The organism is Bacteroides nordii (assembly GCF_019930665.1).
Classification (GTDB): Bacteria; Bacteroidota; Bacteroidia; order Bacteroidales; family Bacteroidaceae; genus Bacteroides; species Bacteroides nordii.
On record NZ_CP082886.1, the window covers coordinates 4,936,487 to 4,957,812 of the forward strand.

Annotated in this window: 8 protein-coding genes; 7 read left to right on the plus strand and 1 reads right to left on the minus strand. The window is 35.5% G+C overall.

The features are described 5' to 3' along the window. Window positions 1–123 precede the first annotated feature (123 nt). Window positions 124–1,041 carry an alkaline phosphatase gene (locus K8P02_RS19160; RefSeq protein ID WP_025866555.1) on the minus strand — a complete coding sequence of 306 codons (918 nt, stop codon included), beginning with the start codon at window positions 1,039–1,041 and terminating at the stop codon, window positions 124–126. 262 nt (window positions 1,042–1,303) lie between these two features. On the opposite strand from K8P02_RS19160, the gene K8P02_RS19165 reads away from it, so the two are divergent. The 7 genes from K8P02_RS19165 to K8P02_RS19195 all read left to right on the plus strand — a co-directional run bounded on the left by K8P02_RS19165 (window position 1,304) and on the right by K8P02_RS19195 (window position 21,322). Further along, a complete protein-coding gene (locus K8P02_RS19165) occupies window positions 1,304–3,082 on the plus strand; it encodes a right-handed parallel beta-helix repeat-containing protein (protein ID WP_025866556.1) in 1,779 nt (592 codons plus the stop codon). A gap of 77 nt (window positions 3,083–3,159) precedes the next feature. Beyond that, complete coding sequence (locus K8P02_RS19170; protein ID WP_122201157.1) at window positions 3,160–6,204, plus strand: SusC/RagA family TonB-linked outer membrane protein; 3,045 nt, start codon at window positions 3,160–3,162, stop codon at window positions 6,202–6,204. Window positions 6,205–6,221: 17 nt separating this feature from the next. Continuing rightward, window positions 6,222–7,712: a RagB/SusD family nutrient uptake outer membrane protein gene (locus K8P02_RS19175; protein WP_025866557.1), complete on the plus strand. Its 1,491-nt coding sequence runs from the start codon at window positions 6,222–6,224 to the stop codon at window positions 7,710–7,712. 78 nt (window positions 7,713–7,790) lie between these two features. After that, on the plus strand, window positions 7,791–13,550 hold the full coding sequence (locus K8P02_RS19180) for a DUF4627 domain-containing protein (RefSeq protein ID WP_025866558.1): 5,760 nt from the start codon (window positions 7,791–7,793) through the stop codon (window positions 13,548–13,550). Between the two features lie 117 nt (window positions 13,551–13,667). Then, a complete protein-coding gene (locus tag K8P02_RS19185; protein ID WP_007483313.1) occupies window positions 13,668–14,825 on the plus strand; it encodes a hypothetical protein in 1,158 nt (385 codons plus the stop codon). 7 nt (window positions 14,826–14,832) lie between these two features. Beyond that, complete coding sequence (locus tag K8P02_RS19190; protein WP_223381698.1) at window positions 14,833–17,898, plus strand: hypothetical protein; 3,066 nt, start codon at window positions 14,833–14,835, stop codon at window positions 17,896–17,898. Between the two features lie 13 nt (window positions 17,899–17,911). Then, window positions 17,912–21,322: a DUF6443 domain-containing protein gene (locus K8P02_RS19195; protein WP_223381705.1), complete on the plus strand. Its 3,411-nt coding sequence runs from the start codon at window positions 17,912–17,914 to the stop codon at window positions 21,320–21,322. The last annotated feature ends 4 nt before the right edge of the window (window positions 21,323–21,326 follow it).

Consider the following 21,326-nt stretch of genomic DNA (forward strand, 5'->3'; position numbering starts at 1 on the left):
AAAAGTAAGGGTAATATTTCTCATTGTCAACTATAAAATGAAAAAGCCTCATTCTTTGTTTTGGGGAAGAATGAGGCTTAGAGATATAAAATTGATTAAGGTAGAAAAATCGTTATATCGTATTTATTTAAATACCTGTTTCATTGGCCGTCCGATCCATACCTGAGGCTGTTCGAGTTTAAAGATATAAGCAATGGTAGAGGCTACATCAAATTGCATCATACTCTCTGTGAAGTTATAGCCTTTTTTTATATTCTTACCGGAGATGATAAAAGGAGTTTGCATTTCTTCCATTGTTTTACCGCCGTGTCCTTTATTGATACCCCCATGGTCAGCAGTTAAGATAAAGATCGTTTCGTCCCAAATACCAGCTTCTTTTACGGCATTTAGTATTTCGCTTATATATCCATCCAATTCTTCTAATTTTTGATAATATGTTTCTGTATCATGTCCACTTTGATGTCCTACATGATCAGGCTCATCAAAGAAAATGCCTACGAAAGCTGGTTTCTTTTCTTTTATATATGCACAAGAATGGGTTGCAACAGCTTTATCAGCCTTTCCTGAAGGATCATCTTCGGCTTTTACATGCATTTCTTTACTCATAGCCTTCATTTCTGCCAGATACTCTAATCCGTTCCATTGACAAAAGAATCCGATTTCAGCTTGAGGGTTAGCATCTCTGAATAACCCCCAGATGCTGGGGAAAATGCCATAATGGCTAAGTACACGAGAGGGTAATTCCGGCGTTTTCGATCCCCATTCTGTGTATCCGTGTAATTCTGGACCTGCACCCATAAACATAGAAGCCCAGTTTACAGCGCTTGAAGATGGTAGTACAGATCGCTTTTCCAGGGTGTATGATCCATCTTTCATTAATTGTTTTACAGTGGGCATATTAGCTTTTTCCATACTGTAAGCACCCCAACCGTCTAATCCAATAAATACTACGTGTTTAGCTTTCCATTTAGCGCCGAATGAAGGTGTACATGATAGCAGTAAAGCAAGGCAAAAGATAAGCTTAAAGAATTTGTTATTCATGATTATTTAAAATTAGATTAAGAGTAATTCTGTTCACAAAGATAATCGGTCCATTCCATAACTTTCTGCCTATAAAAGAGCTATTTATTACAAAATAGTACATGATATAGTCTATTTTTAGCTCTTTAATTATAAAAAATAGAATTGTACAATATTGGAGTATTGATGAACAAAAATGTGTATCAGGTAAAATCCTTATTCATACTTTTGTGCAGATAAAATACAAGCCTAATAGTAACTTTAAACAAAAAAACTATCGCTTATGAAAAATGTGATTATTACTTCAGTCTTAGCTCTAATGCTTGCAACAGGTGCAAATGCGAAAAACATTTATGTTAGCCCGGATGGTTCTGCATCTAATAATGGTGAGTCCTGGAATTCTCCGATTAGTGATCTCGGTACAGCTTATTCAAAAGCATCCAAAGGCGATGTTATCTATATGGCAGGTGGTACTTATATGACTACTACTACTATTAATATGGTAGAAGGAGTACATGTATATGGTGGATTTGCCAAAGGTGAAACATCTATAGAAAATCGTGTACGTCCCAATGCTGCTACAGAGCCTTGGAAGTTTACGAACGAAACTATAATTACCAGTGGAAATCAAACTTTCCGTCTGGTAGACCGTGTGGATAAAGATAATTTTTGGGATAATACTATTGTAGATGGTATTACTTTCAAAAACAATGTTTCAACAGACGGTCGTGTTCTCTATCTTAGAAACTCTGTAACTCTTCAAAATTGTCAGATTTTAGATAATGCTTGTACTAATACAGTGGTTTATGGCGAAGAAAATACAATAGTTCGTGACTGCTATTTTTCTGGCAATAATACCAGTAATCCTGAAAAAGAGGCAGTAACTCTTCAGCTGCGTGGATGTCACTCAGAGTATTTCCCAGGTAATCAGTTATACGATTGTGTTTTTGAAGGTAATAAAGTACCCAGTTTATCTATTTATAATACAGCAGAGCAAGTTAGTGATCAAGACGGTACATTGGTAACAAATTGTATTTTTAGAAATAATGTATCTTCTTGTATCCAGATTAATAATCAGTGGGCTAAACGTTATTTGAAAATTACTCACTGTTTGTTTGAGGGAAATACTTCTAGTAATATAGGCACTGTTCTTTCTGGTAATTCAGAAGTATATTATGATTTTGCCTTCAATATTATTCGTAATAACACAAATGCTACTCCTGCTGGTGAATCCTGGAGAAATGCAATCATTGCTACAAAAAAGAATGCACAATTTGAGAACTGTTTAATTGTAAATAATTCTTCGGAAAATCTCTTGATTGATTTGCAGGGTAGTACAATCTACAATAATACAATTGCTAATAATAAAGGTACTGTATATGTAGGTGAGAGTTATGCAACAGTGATGAATTCAATTATGGTGAATAATCAGGCAACTCATAATAACAAAGCAGTTTATGCAATTGATAACTCAGCAGTGCGGTTTTGTGCTTCTGATATAGAGATTACTAACAGTTCTACAGATAGTAACACCCCTGCTTTCTTTGAAGATAATATTATAGAAGCTGCTCCGTTTGTTAAGTCTACTACTTTTGTTGGATCTACTACGGATGCCGCTAATATTCAGGCCATAAAAGATGCAGATTTTTCTTTGACCAGCAACTCTGCATGCGTGAATACAGGTTCTGTTGACTTTATAGATGAGTTTTTTATGACTCAGGAATGGATTGATGAATTCATGAACAAAGATATAGCAGGTAATGAACGTATTGTAGATGGTAAAATCAATATGGGTGCTTATCAAGGAGGAAAAGGCACAGGTATTAACAATACCAGCATTGAAGAAGGCATGAATTGTAATGTAATTGTTGATGGAGGTATGATTTATATATCATCTGAAAAAGACGGTTATGTAACTCTATATAATGTAAATGGAGCAATGGTTGCATCTACAGAAATTGTAGGTGGCAATGCTTCTATCCCAGCAGCTCAGAAGGGGCTCTGTTTGGTTAAAGTTATAACAGGTAATCAAGTTAAAACTTTTAAAGTAGTTATTAAGTAATAACTGATACTATACGAAGGACGGTGTTACACCGTTCTTCGTATCTTCCTTTTTTAATAATTTAAAATTATAACACTATGAAGAAAGTCATTTTATTGTCAGTGAAATTCGTCTGCTTTTTCATTGTCAGTTTTTTATTGACACAAACGACTCTTGCACAATCGGTCTCCTCTATTATGGGTAAGGTCCTCGACAGCACTGGAGAAAGCGTAATCGGGGCATCGGTTTTAGTGAAAGGTACTACAAGCGGTACAATAACCGATATTGATGGAAATTTTAAACTGGATAATGTTCCTTCTAATGCTACGTTGGTAGTCTCATATATCGGTTATCAGACACAGGAAATTCCCGTTGCAGGAAAGAAGAATTTTACTGTCAAACTTGCTGATGATACACAAACTTTGGATGAAGTTGTTGTTGTCGGATATGGTGTACAGCGAAAGTCTGACCTTACAGGTTCTGTTGCTTCTGTAAAAGGAAGCGATGTGATCAAGAGTGCACCTGCGGCAGATATCACTTCTTCTCTTCAAGGACGTTTGGCTGGTGTAAGTATCGTATCCTCTTCTGGACAGCCAGGTTCTTCTTCTACTATTCGTGTGCGTGGTATGAACTCTATACAAGCTGATAGTGGTCCGTTGGTAGTTATTGATGGTTTTATTGGTGGCTCGCTTAGTTCATTAAATCCTTCGGATATTGCATCTATTGAAGTGTTGAAAGATGCTTCTGCTACTGCTATATATGGTTCTCGTGGTGCGAATGGTGTAATATTAGTAACCACTCGTAATCCGGAAGCAGGTAAAGTAAGAGTAGAATACAGTGGTTATGTAAATTTTAAAACTCCTTATAATCTTCCGGATGTAATGGAACCAGGTGATTTTGCAAGATTAGCAAATGAATATGGAGCAGCGCTTAGACCGGCTAATGAGGATGGTACCCCATATCGTTTTTATTCAGACGAGCAAATCAAAGCTTTTGATAGAGGTGAAAATGTATATGATTATGTAGGAAATATTTTCCGTGATGTTGCTATAGAGAACAATCATGAACTTTCAATTTCCGGTGGTAGTGAAAAAACTAAATTTTTATTCTCAGGAAGTTACAATAATAATCAAGGTACTGCTAAGAGTTCAAGTGCAGACACTTATAATTATCGTTTAAAGGTTGATACAGAGATCAAACCCTGGCTAAAATTTGGTGCTAATCTTTGGGGTAATTATTCTAAGAGCCAAGGGCCTCGTTTTAGTCAGTATCGTGGAGTTTTGATAGAATCTTTGATTTTTCCGAATACCATTTTACCCAAAGATGAAAACGGAAAATACAATAACGCAAATCTGACTGGCCCTCAGTATAATCCGATGGGACATATTTGGGAGATAGATAGTAATGGATATAGATATACTTCTCGTATTCAGGGTTATGCTGATGTTACTATTCTTAAAGGTCTGACTTTTAGAATGACGCAAGGATTTACTTTTGGAGATTATGTGGCTCGGTCAACTTATGGTAGAGATAGTTATACTACAGTGATGGCTAATGGGGATAAGACAAGTGCTACGGCTACAAGTACGCAGAATTATAGTTGGACAAATCAGAATATACTATCCTATGTGAAAGAGTTCAATAGAAACCATAGAATTAATGCCACAGCTGTATTTGAACAAATGTATTCGGATGACTTTATTCATAAGACAGAGGCTAAAGGAGGATTGGTATCGACTGTTATTGGTGCAAATAATACCGCTTTGGGTGATATAATGTATGCTTCTGGCGATAGAACTAAAACAACAATGATGTCTTGGATGGGACGTGTAAACTATGTGTTTATGGATCGTTATATGTTAACGGCCTCTTGGCGTTATGACGGTTCTTCCCGATTGAATAAAGATAATAGATGGGAACAATTTCCTTCTGTTGCTTTGGCATGGAATGCAAAACAGGAAAGTTTCTTACGAAATGTGGACTTTTTAAGTCAATTGAAATTACGTTTGGGATATGGTGAAACAGGTAATCAGGCTGTAGCAGCTTATTCAGAATATACCAAACTGAAAGCTACAAGAAATGATCAGAATCATTTGGCTTTATCTACTGAGCGTATTGGAACCCCTAATCTAAGATGGGAAAGAACGCAACAATGGAATGGTGGTATCGATTTTGGTGCATTTAATAACCGTTTGACTGTTTCATTAGATGTTTATCATAAGTTGAGTAAAGATGTACTCTTAGAGGTAGATGCTCCGCATTATACAGGTTTCTCAAGCCGACTGGAGAATGCTGCCCATATTTTGAATAAAGGCTTTGAAATAACTATTGGGGCAGATCCAGTTGCTACCAGAGATTTTAATTGGAATACCAATATCACTTTGTCTCATAATAAAGGTACTATTGAAGAACTGTATAGCGACAAATCTTATATGGTTATTAGTGGAAATTATGAAAATAGATACTTCCGTAATGTAAAGGGGCAAAAACTAGGTACTATGTGGGGATATGTCAGTGATGGTGTATGGAAGTCATGGGAATTGGCGGATGCTCCTAAGGGGACAGCGGCAGGTTCGTATAAATTTAAAGACATTGATGGTGTAGAAGGTATTAATGAAGATGACCAGACTGCTATTGGTAATGGGCAACCGTCTTTCCAGTGGGGATGGAATAATACACTGACTTATAAGAATTTCGATTTGGGTATATTTGTTATGGGAGTGCATGGGTTTGATATTTATAACTATACGCGTGAAGCTCGTTTTGCTTCAAATGGCCTTATCTCTCTTGGACCTAATCCGGAATGGGCAAATCGTTGGACACCAGAAAACGAGAATACGGATATAGTGGGTTTTGTAGACGGGATTAATGCTTTGACTCCTTCTTCTCAGTTTGTGGAAAAAGGTGATTTTGTAAAGGTAAAAAGTATAACATTGGGATATTCTTTATCAAACACAACTTTGAGTAAAGCGGGGATTAGCAAACTTAGAGTTTATGCGTCTATTCAGAATCCATTCCTGTTTACAGGATATTCTGGTATCGATCCGGAAGTAACTTTGAAGAGTCCATTGACTTCTGGTATTGATTGGGGATATTATCCTAATGGGCGTAACTATTTGATAGGACTTAATTTTGCATTCTAAAATTAAAATCACAAAGTATGAAAAAACTAATTATAACATTGGGGATTAGTGGTATATTGTTTGCTGGATGTGTAGATTTATCTCAGGAGCCTCTGAGTTTTCCTACACCTGAGAACATTGAATATACAGAAGAGAACGTAACAAGTTTGACAAATGGTTTATACACTTCTCTTTGGGGAGGTAACTATGCATACAATTGCCGTACCATATTGATGGGATTGGGGGCAGATGATGTTGCTTGTGGTTCTTATAGTAAACGTGGTGTTTATTGGGATCAATTACATATTGATATGGGAAGCATGGAGAATGATTTTATGACCATGTGGGATAATATGTATAAACTTATACAAGGAAGTAATCAGTTAATTGAGGGTTTGGAGGCAACATCTTCAATGACTACAGAGGAGAAAAAACAATATTTGGGTGAAGCTTATTTCATGAGAGCATTTGCTCATTTTAATTTAGTCCGTTGGTTTGGTGATGTACCTGCATTTACTGATTCAAAATGTGCGAAAGATTTCTTGGGTAATACAACAATTACTCGAAATAAAGTAGAGGATATTTATAAAAAGCTGATTGTTCCCGATTTGCAGTTTGCTGAAATGCTATTGCCTAATCGTGGGCGTACTACTGCTCCTAATTCCACAGTATCTAAATGGGCTGCTAAAGCTTGTTTGGCAGAGGTTTATTTGACAATGGCTGGTTGGCCGCTGAAACAAACTCAGTATTATGCTGATGCAAGAGATAAGGCTTTTGAGATAATTGACAAGGGTGGATATGATTTGTTGCCACATTATGAGGATCTTTGGAAAGAAGCTACTAAAAGTGATGATACGGAACATATTTTTGCTTTGAATCATTCTACTACCATGTATAGTAATTATGGTAAATCATATTTTATTATTGAAGAGTCTACTGCAGCTTGGTCTGACTATGTTGCTGATCCTTATTTCTATGAAAACTATCCGGATGATGAACGTAAAGAGTTTAATTTTATAGATGAATTTATAATTAACAGAAGAAAAGTCAGTTATAAAAATACTACAATGAAGTCTCCTGCTATTAATAAGTATCGTGATTATGGTGGTGTGAGCTCTGCACAGTCTTTGGGTATTACTCCGATTTATCGTTATGCAGATGTTTTGTTAATGTATGCTGAGGCTCAGAATAAAGCAGAGCATACTCCTAATACATTGGCTTACAAATGTATTAATGATGTTAGGAAACGCGCTATGGGTGGTGTTGAAAACCCATTGACTCCCGGTTTGAGTGAAGAAGATTTTGATAAAGCTGTATTTGATGAAAGAGGTTGGGAATTCTTCTGTGAATTTAAGCGTTGGTTCCAACTTGTCAGGACAGAAAAAGTGTGGGATGCTAATCAACTCAATCCGGACATGAAAGCGGGAATTGATAAATATGGTGTTACTAAAAATAATAGAGATGTCTATTTGATGCCCCTTCCTTCTGCAGAGGTACAAGCTTGTGGATTCACTCAAAATCCTCGTTAATAGCTTTTTGTTAGTTAGAATATAATTCGGAGAAGTTACTTTTTTAAAAGTAACTTCTCCACAAAACCAATAAAATTTATGAAAAACATTTTCTTAACACTGTCCTTTCTGGGCTGTGCCGGATTGGCTTCGGCGTGGTTTGCTCCGGCTGCAATAACGTGGTATGAAGAGAATATTCAGACTACGGAAATTTTGGCTACAGCTGAGAATCTGATTAAGGATTCTGGCTTTGATAATGCAGATTTTTCAAAAACATTTACTGATGAACCGCGTGTATATGGTTCATGGGTTACTTATACAGATGCGAAAGAAACCAATACTGTATCTTATGAAGTGGTAACCGATCCTGTCCGTGGTAAAGTCGGTTCATTTACTGGCAGATCACTTTCTTGGTATACTTCTTTTTTCGCACAACGTATTGAAACTACTGCTAAAAAAGGTATTTATAAGCTCTCCTTCTGGGGTAAATCTGCAAATGGCGGTAAAGTGAAAGCTTTTTTTAGAACTACCACGGCTAGTGATACTGATGGTTCAACTTATTTTATAAAGTATACTGATCAGCCAACTGACCCCACTGCAAAATGGCGTGGTACTTACTATAATCAAAGTTTGTCTACGGAGTGGAAAGAATATTCGGTAGAGTTTGATTTTACAAAGGTCGGTAAGACTATGTACGATATGACATTGAACGATGCTGTCGATGCAACTGATGTGGATTTAACTAATTTTACTCTCTGCTTCCAAGGTGAAAATGCTGATAAAAATATTCTGATTGACGATGTTAAACTTGAACTGGTGAAAGATTTGTCAGAACCGGAGCAGCCGGAAGAACCGGGAGATGCTTTAATAAAAGATTCAGGTTTTGATAATGCAGATTTCGCTAAGACCTTTGATACAACTCCTTCAGTTTTCGGTGAATGGGTAACTTATAAAGACCCTAAGAATGAAAAAAATGAGGTTAGTTATGCGGTTGTTGATGATGCTACTAAAGGTAAAGTAGCTTCTTATACAGGTAAACCATCTTCTTGGTATACTTCTTTCTTTGCTCAACGAATCGAAACTACTGCGAAAAAAGGTATTTATAAACTTTCTTTCTGGGGTAAATCAACTGATGGTGGTAAAGTAAAAACCTATATTCGTCTAACGGATGCTGCAGGAGGAGATGTACAGAAATTCTTTATTAAGGAAACCGGAAAACCGTCTGATCCTGCATCGAAATGGTATGGTTCTTTTTATAGTACATCATTGACTACTGAATGGACAGAATATTCTGTAGAATTTGACTTTACGAAAACAATTGCTAGTATGTATAGTGTACCATTAAGTGACGCTAAAGATGCAGACGAGGTAGATTGGACTAATTTTAGTATTTGTTTTCAAGGTGATATTGAAGCTAAAACTATTTTAATAGATGATGTAAAATTGGAATTAGTAAAGGATTTGTCTGAGCCGGAACCTGAAGAACCGACTGATCTAATAAAAGATGCCGATTTTAATGATGCTGATTTTACAAAAACGTTTGATGCAAGTCCTGCTATTTTTGGTGAATGGTTGACTTATAAAGATCCTGCTAACGAAAAAGCTGCAATAAGTTATGCGGTTGTTGACGATGCTACCAAAGGTAAAGTGGCTTCTTACACAGGTAAACCATCTTCATGGTATACATCATTCTTTGCACAACGTATTGAGACTACAGCTAAAAAAGGTATTTATAAACTCTCTTTCTGGGGTAAGTCTGCAGATGGTGGTAAAGCAAAAGTCTTTATTCGTTTGACTGACGCTGGTGGTAAGGATGTACAGAAATTCTTTATTAAGGAAACCGGAAAACCGTCTGATCCTGCATCAAAATGGTATGGCTCTTATTTTAACACGTCTTTAACTACCGAATGGGCAGAATATTCTGTAGAATTTGACCTTACGAAGACAATTACCAGCATGTATAGTGTACCGTTAAGTGATGCAAAAGATGCTGATGAAATTGATTTAACTAATTTCAGTATTTGTTTCCAGGGAGATGTTGCAGATAAAACTATCTTGATAGATAATGTATCATTTATCCTTGTGAAGGATTTATCGGATCCTGAGGAACCCGATCAACCGGGAGAGAATTTGGTAAAAGATTCAGGTTTTGAATCAAATCCGGATTTGACCTTACAATTGGAAGAACCGAAGGTTCTCGGGCAATGGGTTGCTTATAAAGATCAACAGTACGAAACCAAACCAGTTACTATTACTGTAAGTGACGATGCAACTCAGGGAAAAGTAGTAGCTATCACGGGACAAACATTCTCCTGGTATACAACAGTATTATCTCAACGTATTGAAGGAACTATTCCTCAAGGTATTTATCGTTTCTCCTTCTTGGGTCGTTCAGATGATGGTGGGCAATTGAGAATCTATACACGTACGACGGATGCTGATAATAGTAATACGAACAATTTCTTTATAAAAGAAACTGGAAAACCAAGTGATCCGACACAAAAATGGTACGGATGTTGGCAGAACTTTACTTTAACTAGTACGTGGAAAGAGTATTATGTTGACTTTAACCTATCAAAAACAGCTAATAGTATGTATCAGTGGACCTTTGATCAGGGTATTGTTAAAAATGCTACAGACGTTGATTTAACTAACATGAATATTTGTTTCTTAGGTAACAAAGAAAATGCAACGGTTTATATTGATAATGTGAGCTTTACTAAGATAGCTGATATTGATGAAGAAGATCAGAAATTGATTATCCAGTATGATTTTGAAGAAGCAACAGTACCTTCAGAGTGGAAAGCTACCGGTAGTGAACTTAGTCTGACTAAAGAACATTTCAAGAAGGGAGTACAAGCTTTGTGCTGGAATGCTGCTGATAAAGCAACATTAGAACTTCCGTTCAATAAGAATTTGGCTGTAAGTCCTCAGAATGCTGCATTCTTCAATATTTATAGTACGAGTGCTAATAATGATACTATTTACACAGAATTCTTGGATGCTAATGATAAGGTTGTTAAGAAAGCTACTATTCTGGTAAATTTCAAAGGCTGGCGTGAGTTCAGTCGTGCATATGATGAATATGCTAATAAGGCGAATGCAAGTGTGAAGAAAGTACGTTTTATCTATGCTGCTAAGGAAGGTAACGGACAAAAGATTCTTCTTGATAATGTAGACTTTAATGCTGTTGTTGATAGTAAACGCCAGTATCCCGATATGATGGTATTGGATACTGAATATCTGAATGCAGACAATTCTCGCTTATTGAAAGTATACAACTTCGGTGCGGATGTAGTTCCAGGAACAGCAACAGAGGCAGAGATTGCAGATTTGAATACATTGAAACCTCAATTTGCGAGAACACCTGTAGGAAATACTGGTAAAATCAGAGAATTGCTTAGTAAAGTGTCTGCGATGAATATTGTAAGAAACAGCGATGGTACTGTATCAGGTAATGTAATGCCAACTCCTAAGGAACTGACTTTGGATTATTTGAAAGAGTTATCTTCTGATATTGAGATTATGGCAGCATCTGTCAATAACCAGCAAGTGAAGACGGCATTCAATAATCTGGTTGATCTGATCATTGATCAAGGTATTTTGTATAATTTTAGTGGACTCACTTATAGTGATTATACGAATGTGAAGGGCATTCCGGCTGGATTCCTCAATGCTATGAATGCTTATACAGATGAACAAAGAACCGAAATTGTGAAAGGTGTAAAATGGATGATCGAGTTTAATTTAGCTTATGCTCCTCTGGAATATATCCTGTCACAATTTAGTTCGGACTACATTTATAACTTCTTGCCTAATCTGTATACATGTGCAGTCAATGCTGCTGATCAGAATGAGGCTGTAGAAAATCTGAAAGGCCTGACTCAATTGTTGGAGAATGCAAGTGAGTATGCTCCAGGTAGTAATGATATCCTTAAACCGGACGGTACAGGGTTCCACCATAATACGCAGTATAATAATTATATGTATGCATATAATACTTGGGTAGAATATATCAGCTATTTGAAAGGTACAAGTTTCCGTATTAACAAAGATGCCTATGAACGTATCAAAAAAGCGGTAGTAACATTGTATATGATGTCTACTAAATCAGAAAATGATATCCATCTTTTTGCTAATAGCATGGCAGGACGTCATCCATTGATAGGTGGTACTGAAATCACATTCAAAAAAGACTTGTTTAAGAAGCTGATCGAAACAGGTGGTGATATCCTTGGTACAGGTATTGATGCTGAACTGGCTGCTCAATACAATTACTTCTTTATGGAAGATTTCTATACAGGAGTCAATAAAGCTGATGTAGACGGATTCTATCAGTTCAATTATAGTCCTGCCGGTATCTATCGTCAGAATAATTGGGTAGCTACGATGCGTTGTCCGACTACTAAGTTCTGGGGAGGTGAAATCTATAGTAAAACCAACCGTTTCGGTCGCTATCAGGCACACGGAACTCTTGAAGTGATGTATGATGGTGCAATGGAGAACTCCGGTTTCCCGAAAAAGAATGCAAGCCTTGGTACTAAAGTGACTGGTGGATGGGATTGGAATGTAGAAGCAGGTGCAACCACTGTACATTATACTTCCTGGAAAGAAATGATGCCTAACAAGAATGTGACTGATCGTTTTGATCAATATTCAAAAACAACCAACTTTGCCGGTGCTTTAGCATGGAAAGATTGTGGTATGTTTGGTGCTGAATTTGATCAGGATGATTCTTGGGGTAGTCTACGTTTTGTACCGACCAACCTGACATTTAAGAAATCTGTATATGCATTTGATGGAATGTTGATCAGTTTGGGTAGCAATATCTCTGCATCTGGAGCTTATGGTGACGACATGATTACTGCAACCAATTTATTCCAGGGTATTGACTCTGAAGTAAGTGGTGAACTGGTAGTAAACGGTGAAACAATGGCAGCTGGTGCGGAAACTAAAACAAATGATTCGTCAGCAGACTTATGGATGGTTACACCACAAGGTACCGGATATTTTGTACCCAAAGGCAATGATCCGATTATCATTAAGCATGGTGAACAAAGTTCTCCGAATGAAACCGGTGATAATGTAGATGATCCTGTGACTGTAACTGCTGCCAAAGCATATATTAATCATGGTGTAAAAACTTCTGGTAAAGAATATGTCTTTGTAGCTGTTCCGGCAACGAATGCAACTGATATGGCAGAACTGGCAGCTAAGATGGCTAACAAGGGAGGTGAAATTTTTGAGATAAAAGCTCAGAATGAAAAACTTCACGCGCTGGCTTACAAACCTGCCAAAGTTACAGCTTATTCTATCTTTACAGCTGTAGACGGTTTGAACTTCGGTCGTCTGAAATCTACTGCTTCAGAAATGTTGTTGATGGAGAAACCCGGCGTTAATGATAAGATGCTTTCATTGGCTATTTCTAATCCTAACTTACGTCCGCAAGCGGATAATGTTTACGGTTGGGTAGCTACTCCTACACAAACCAGCATTGTTTTGGATGGAGAGTGGGTTCTGAATGGTGATGCAATAGACGGTGTTACTATCACTCCACAAAGTGATAAAACTACAAAGATTGATCTGACTCTTACTGAGGGAGAACCTGTATATATTGACTTAGTTGATAAAGACGCTGTAGGCATAACCACAGTAGATCAGTCAGAACAGGCACACGTTTATACAGCCGGACACGACGTATTTGTTGTAAATGCTGTGGGAACAGCTATGGTATATGATGTTGCCGGACAGGTTATTAAATCTGTTGACGTAGACGGATCGGCACGTTTCACTCTTGATCAGCAAGGATGTTATATTGTGAAGATCAGTGATAAAACAGTGAAGGTTGTAATTAGATAACCTTTCGATTTCGTAATTTTTCTAACCTTTGATTGGAACCGACTCCTTTGGGAGTCGGTTTTAATTTTTGTGTATTTCTTTTGTTATCGATTGTGAATTTGTTAATTTTTATGTGTTATGAGTAGATTGTTTAGGGGTATTAGCTGTAATTTGTTTTATTCAATAAGTTCTAACTTTATCCTTCTATTATTATTACTTCCAGCTAATTTATTATATTCTCAAACATTATTAGAACTGGAAAATAGTTGTATTCTCGAAAGTGGAATACAAGTAAAGAAACAAGTATTTTGTACTAATGACAATGGTGGTTTAAAAGGCCAAAATGTATTATGGGATTTTAGTAACTGGAAACTGATAAATCAAAATTATACTTCCAAGTATTTTGATACGGGTTTAAACTCCATTTCTAAATATGAGCATCGTACTTTCTATAATTATAAATTAAATAATGACACTCTATTTCTGTGTGGATATAGAAATTCCACTACTAATGTATCTTACTTACTTCCGGAAGTTTCTTTAGTATATCCGTTTGGATATGGAGATAGTATTTCGAGTTATTTTTATGGGGTTGGAGATTATAGTAATCATGTCGGTTTACAAATTTATGGGAAAAAAGATATCTGTGCAGATGCTTTTGGTACACTAATTCTTCCTTCTGGTGATACAGTGTCGAATGTTATTCGATTGCATTCGGAAAAGATTATGCAATATCGGTTCGATTCAGGTATATTCTTAGAGTTGGATTCACTTTCGGTGCCTCCAATGGATTCTATTATTAATTATCTATCCAATAATAGTGATTTGATAAGAATGGATGTTTTTGAGTGGTATATAGAAGGATATTGTAAACCTATTTTTGAGACAGTAAAGAATACGGTATATAAATCCGGGAAACCATATAAATATTTTAGTACAGCTTTTTATTGTCCAATAGACGAATTGGAAGGTGTTGATATAGGAATACAATTGGCTAAAAAAACGGATAAAACTCCTCCAATCAATACTTTGGATGGAGAAATGGTTGATTTCAACTCTTTCTTAGATAAAGAAGGTAGAAATATATTGCTGGAATATAATAGTATTGAAGGGGCTACTATTGATGTGATGCTTTTTGATATTCAAGGGCGTTTATTGTTCCGTGATAAATCATTAGAGCAAAATTCCGGTAAATATAATTTTTGTATTGATATCTCTCAGTATGCACAAACAGAATTTGTAGTGAGACTTTCTATAAATGAAAAAACGTATAGTAAAAAGGTATTTGTAAAATAATAGTGTTATGAAACAGTTTGTTTTTTATATATTGATGATTATTTCTGTAATACGGATGCACGCGCAAACTACACCAATCGCTAATCCAAGCCCGGATGCCGCAAATTTAGGGTGTGTTGATAATATTCCGGTTAGTCTACATACCGGAACGATTAAACCGACAATTAATTTATTTGATTACACAGAAAATGGATTTCATCTATTGGCTAATTTAGGTTATAATATGTCTGGCGCAAGGCCGGATCTGAGAGCAGGTTGGGTTGGGCGAAATTGGAATTTAAGTGTAGGAGGAGTTATTACTCGAGTTATAAATGGTAAACCAGATGAAACTCCTGCGGGTTTAGGGTATTTGTATTGTGCCGATAAAATAAATGATTTGGATTGGCTTAACACAAATTCAAATGAGTTTGTTGAAAAGTATGATGATTATTTTATAGGGAAACACGGAGGGTCGGATTCCTTTTATGATCAGGAACCAGATGATTTTTATTTTGAAGCAAATGGTATTAGTGGGCATTTTTTTATAGGAAAAAATAGGGAAATACACGTTGTGGGACAGCCTAATATAAAAGTTGAAATTGATTTTGATGATAAAACAGAGTTTCCTTACTGTGCAACGTTTCGTGAGATTAAAATTATCATGGCTGACGGTACTTTATTTCATTATGGAGGTAATACTAATTTTATAGAATCGTCGCAAGTATATGAAAATCCTTCGTATGCAAATGCTTGGTATTTGAATAAAATAGTATTACCTAATGGAAGGGAAATAAAGTTTCAGTATACGCAACGTTATTTAGATAACTCCATTTTTGTTACATATTTGTATGTCTCTCCCAATTGTCCTCTTGGTGAGTTTCGTGACGCGGCTTATCTTACATCGACTTTTATAGAACATTACTATTTGAAAAGTATTGAAAGTGATAACCTTAAAATAGATTTTAATATCTCTGACTGTGTGGGAAATCTAAAAAAAGAAAATTGGAAAAAATTAGATGAAATAGTAGTATTTGATAAGTTACTAAATCAAACGATTAAGCGTTTTACTTTTAGTTATTTAGGTGACTATTTAATGGAATTACAAGAATATGGTTCAGATTCTTCTACTGTGCTACCTCCTTATTTGTTTAATTATAGTGGCCGAATTGGTTATAGTGCAGATGAATCGGTACTAAAGCCTAATAGAGATGCATGGGGATATTACAAGGCGAACTGTACTCAATTTCTTCCCGAAAGTATAGATGATGCTAATGGTAATCATTATTTCTCATTGGCAAAACAACCATCTTTGAGTTCTACTCAAACGGGAATACTAAAATCAATAGAATATCCATCCGGAGGGATAATTGAATTTGAATATGAGTTAAATGATTATTCTCGGTATTACGAATTTTCTGAATATAAAAAGGGATTATTCCATGTACAAAAGGCATATGGAGATGCAGATGAATTAAAATATACGGAACTAAAGAATGGTGAAACATTACAAGTGACTGGTATTGTTGAAGCAAATGTTTATTTTGTAGATGAAGGACTGACAAATGAATATTCTTATTCAATAAAGCTATCGACAGGTATTTATAATAGAGCGTTCTTTTTTGGTCAGGTTGGGCTTTCACTTCCTTCGCAGGTTATGGAATCATATCGGTTCAATGTTTCTTATAAAGGTTTATCTACCTCAATGAATGAGAAGTGTGGAGGGTTACGTATAAAAAGTGTGGTCTATAAAGAAAATAAAGATAAGATTGCTAAAATAGCATACTATGTCTATAGTGCAGGATATAGGAATGGGTATGATGAACTTACTGCACAATCCAGTGGCGTATTGGGTTGTAAACCTGTTTTTGAATATGCATTTACTAAAAATGGTGGTAAGGCTTTGTGGTCAATACCTGTTTCTACCACCCAATTAACAGATGGTAGTCCGGTAGGATATTCAGAAGTAACAGAGATTATTTCAAATGGACAAGGAACACAGCAAGGATATACCACCTATCATTATTCAAATTTTGATGATTATCCGGATTTAGAACCAACATTTTGCTGGACGAATATTTCCGGTGATGCAGGGACTCGTGATAGCCAGGCGCATAAAAGAGGTAAATTGTTGGCTAAAGATGTTTATGATAGAAATGACAGATTGGTACAGACTGTTAGGTATTCCTATAAATGTATGAATGCTGATACTGTTATGGCTCTAAAAATGAGAGAGATTCCTGCTATACAAATTAATTATGCCAGATGGTTATTTGGCTCTTTTTCTGCATGTAACAAATATTCTGTCTCGAATTTGCTGGTAGAGGAACGGAGATATGATTATCTGATTTCAGGGAATTTTGAAAGTCCTATTGAGCAGTGCATAAAGTATAAATATAATGAATATAATCAAATTGTAGAGAAAGATGTGGAAAGTAGTGGTGGAGACCACTTGATAACTCAATATAAGTATCCTCAGGATTTTGTGGATGGGAATTCTTCTAATGAAAATGATGTTTTTGTAAAAATGTTTAATAGACATATTATTGCTCCTGTTATTGAAGAAGTGAAGTGGAAAAATTCTTCATTAGTTGAGAAAGTTCGGACAGAATATCGTTTTGAAAATGAAGTTCCATATTTATATTCATCAGCAAAAAGTTATGATCCGGTTTCAGATAATTTTCAGGCTGATGTGTACAATACACAATGTGATTCAAGAGGAAATATTCTTTGTTCGAAACAGGCTAATGGCCTTCAAACAGTCTATTTGTGGGGATATAATTATAAATATCTGGTTGCTATAATCGAGAATGCGACACAAGCAGAGGTAGAAGCAATTACGGGTACGCTTGAAAGTTATGCAGCTCAACCTTCTCCGGATTTGTCAAAAATTGAATTATTGCGTAAGGAGTTGAAGGGAGCCAGAATAACAAGTTATACATATAAACCTTGTGTTGGGGTTCTGACAGAGACGGATATAGCTAATCATACTTTGTATTATGAATATGACACATTAGGACGTTTAATCTCGGTGTCTGATGAAAATCATAATAAAGTGAATGCTTATAAATATCATCATAGAAGAATAGCTAATTAATTATTGTGAACTTATGGAAAAGTATAAACAGATTATAATATTTTGCGTAATTAGCATGCTTGTTCAAGATTTGTTTTCACAAAGCAATTCGCAAAATTACATAGTATCTACTACTTTTTTGGATGAAGCAGGTACTCAAAACTTAGATGTTATAAACTACTACGATGGGCTTGGTAGAGAGACGCAAACGATTTATAAAAATGTGACATGTACTCAGGGGGATTTGGTTACTTGTAAAGATTATGATGGGATGGGGCGTGTTTATAGGGAATGGATGCCTTTACCATTTTCTAATAATAATGGTAATTTTATACAAAGTGGTGCATGGACTGACAGAGATATAGATGAACCTTATACAAAGGTTATTTACGAACCTTCTTCTTTAAGTCGTATAATAGAAACCTGGGGAGTTGGTTTAGAATGGCACGAACGTAAAGGTATAGAAAAGAAATATTTATTTAATGACAATTCAGCTTTATTGTCTGCCGTCTGTTTTAGGGTTGAAAACAATAGGTTAAAGAAAACTGGTAAATACAAGCGGCATGACTTATATGTTGAATACACTAATAATGAAGATGGGCATGAAATGTATATCTTTACAGATAAGTTAGGTAATTTGGTTTTAGAGAGGAGGGTTAACGGGGATGAATACATAGATACTTATTATGTATATGACGAACATAATAAGCTTCGCTTTGTACTTCCTCCTTTAGCTGCCGATGAATTGACATCAGCTACCGATGGCTTTTTTGAGATGAAAAATGATAATGTCTTGGGGAAATATGCTTATGTCTATAAGTATGATTCAAGAAATAGATGTAATTATAAGAAACTTCCAGGATGTGCAGAAATTAATATGACTTATGATATTCATGGGAATTTAATTTTTTCGGATAATGGAGAGTTAAGAAAAAAGGATTTGGTAGAATTTTATCGATATGATAAATACAATCGAATAATTATGCGGGGAGTGATTTCTGCCCCGAATTTTGATTGGGAAACCAACAGTTATCAGGGTACTTATGAAATTTATAATGGTAATAGCCGTTGTTATGGATATTCAAATAGTACAGGCTTAGATATAGCTACCAAAGATATACATGAGGTGTATTATTATGACGATTACAGTTTTCTGAATTTATTTGAAGAGTATATTGATTCCCTAACTTATAAACCGAGAGAAGGTTATGGTATGCAATATGTTGATGAACAAGTTGCACATTTATCTTTCAACGGACTACAGACAGGTAGTTTGAAAAAAATAATAGGAGATGATAACAAGTTATTTATAAATGCATCGTATTATGACAATAAGAGGCGTCTTGTTCAAAGCCGTACGAATAATTACATGGGCGGGTATGATTGTTATTATTATCAATATGATTATGTAGGCAATATGTTGCGTAAAATACATAGCCATAATGATCCCACTAATACAGTATTTGGTTATGAAGAATTGTATACATATAGTTATGATGCGGGCAAACGTTTAATTGAGTGTAAACACAAGTTGAAGTCAGAGCAAGAACGTTTATTATGTCGTAATTCTTATGATGAATATGGCAGAGTAATAGAAAAATCGTATACGGAAAAATGTAAAACGACGTATGATTATAATATGCGCAATCAGTTGACAAACATTCAGTTTGATGATTTATATAATCAAACTTACGTTTTGACTAATGGAGGTAATATTGAGCGTACTGATTGGTATTGTGACAATATTGATTTTCGTCATACTTATACATATACCTATGACAAGTTAGACCGACTTGTGAGCGCAAAACATACCGCGAATGATGAAATAGCAAGTCAGATAGTTGATTATCAAAAGTATGATGGAAAACCTCTGTATGATGTGCAATATGAATATGACAAACATGGTAATATAACTCATCTACAACGTTTGGGATATACTCGTGAGTATAACGTACGTTCTTTGGATGACTTGACATACCAATATAATGGAAATCAATTGATGTCGATAGAAGCGACGGAGAATGCACAGTATATAAATAATTTCGAAGATGAAGTGCATGATGCGGAAGAATGCTTTTATGATTTAAATGGGAATTTGGTTAGAGATAATAACCGCAATTTGCAAAATATAGATTATAATTATTTAAATTTGCCTCAACAAATTTATTATGGTAAACAAGATGCCGGAAAAGTGATCTCTTATACATATGCTACTGATGGTACGAAGTTAAGGGCTCTTTACGCAACGGGTACTAATAATATTTTATCTCCGATTGGTGTATTAAATACAAATGTAGATAATGATATTATTTATTCAGATAGCACTGTCTATTGTGATAATAGTATTTATGTCAATGGGAAGTTAGATAAGATTCTCCTTCCGGATGGGTATGTGCAGGTTACGTATAGAACGATAAGGGGGCGTTTGGTTGCTTTCTATGATTATTATTACATCATAAAAGATCACCAGGGAAGTGCCAGAATAAATATCGCTGAGGAATATTTAGATAATAGACCTTCTGAAGGATGTCGGAAGGCACTTAGTTATTATCCTTTTGGAAAGGCAATGAATAATTGGATATCGTGGGTTGTTCCCTTCAAGGATCCGTATACATATACTGGGAAAAAAGAAGAAACGATGCATAGTTTGGGTTGGTATGATTATGGGAAACGGTTTTATGATCCCAATTATAGGTTAAGTTTTGTGAGTGTTGATCCGCTTTGTGAAAAGTATTATTCAATTTCTCCCTATGCGTATTGTGCGAATAATCCGATAAATGCGATTGATTTAAATGGAGATAGTATCTGGTATACTATTGATAAAGATATAGTTACAATGCATGTGACAGGCAAGATTATTGATAGTTCAAGTGATGGTATTAACGTAAATCGGGCTGCTTCGGATATTGCTTCTGGTATTTCAGATGTATTTAGTGGAGTATTTAAATTTGAAGGACAAACTTATACTTTGCAAACAGATGTCCAGTTGGATGCAGTTAGCTCAATGGATGATGTTATGGATTCAGATCATTTATTTGTTCTCCGTGATGCTGATGGACAGAGTGCAAGAGGAGCAGTTAACATGATAGGGGGAAAAGTTATAAACTTAGCATCAAGCGACTATACAAATGATAATTGGTTCTCTAATACGTTTTTTTCAAATAATATTCAGACTGCCCTACATGAATTTGGACATGCTGCAGGACTAACTCATGGTACCGCTACAGGTTTAAATAATTTAATGGTACCAATTAGAAGTGGAATGAATGTTACATCAGGGCAAAGGTCTACAATGATGAATGTGCGAAGTAAAATAAATAGTGGACCAAACTATTTGAAGAGATATGAGAAGGAGCCATATCCTTATGTACATGATTCTGAAACAGGTGTTGTATATACTATAACAAGTTTACTGAATTGGAATACAAAATATAGGAAGAGGTAATTTT

What these genes read in the sequence shown, in the direction of transcription:
- K8P02_RS19180 (WP_025866558.1), top strand. Translation starts at nt 7,791, where the DNA reads ATGAAAAACATTTTCTTAACACTGTCCTTTCTGGGCTGTGCCGGATTG.
- K8P02_RS19195 (WP_223381705.1), top strand. Translation starts at nt 17,912, where the DNA reads ATGGAAAAGTATAAACAGATTATAATATTTTGCGTAATTAGCATGCTT.
- K8P02_RS19165 (WP_025866556.1), top strand. Translation starts at nt 1,304, where the DNA reads ATGAAAAATGTGATTATTACTTCAGTCTTAGCTCTAATGCTTGCAACA.
- K8P02_RS19185 (WP_007483313.1), top strand. Translation starts at nt 13,668, where the DNA reads ATGAGTAGATTGTTTAGGGGTATTAGCTGTAATTTGTTTTATTCAATA.
- K8P02_RS19170 (WP_122201157.1), top strand. Translation starts at nt 3,160, where the DNA reads ATGAAGAAAGTCATTTTATTGTCAGTGAAATTCGTCTGCTTTTTCATT.
- K8P02_RS19175 (WP_025866557.1), top strand. Translation starts at nt 6,222, where the DNA reads ATGAAAAAACTAATTATAACATTGGGGATTAGTGGTATATTGTTTGCT.
- K8P02_RS19160 (WP_025866555.1), bottom strand. Translation starts at nt 1,041, where the DNA reads ATGAATAACAAATTCTTTAAGCTTATCTTTTGCCTTGCTTTACTGCTA.
- K8P02_RS19190 (WP_223381698.1), top strand. Translation starts at nt 14,833, where the DNA reads ATGAAACAGTTTGTTTTTTATATATTGATGATTATTTCTGTAATACGG.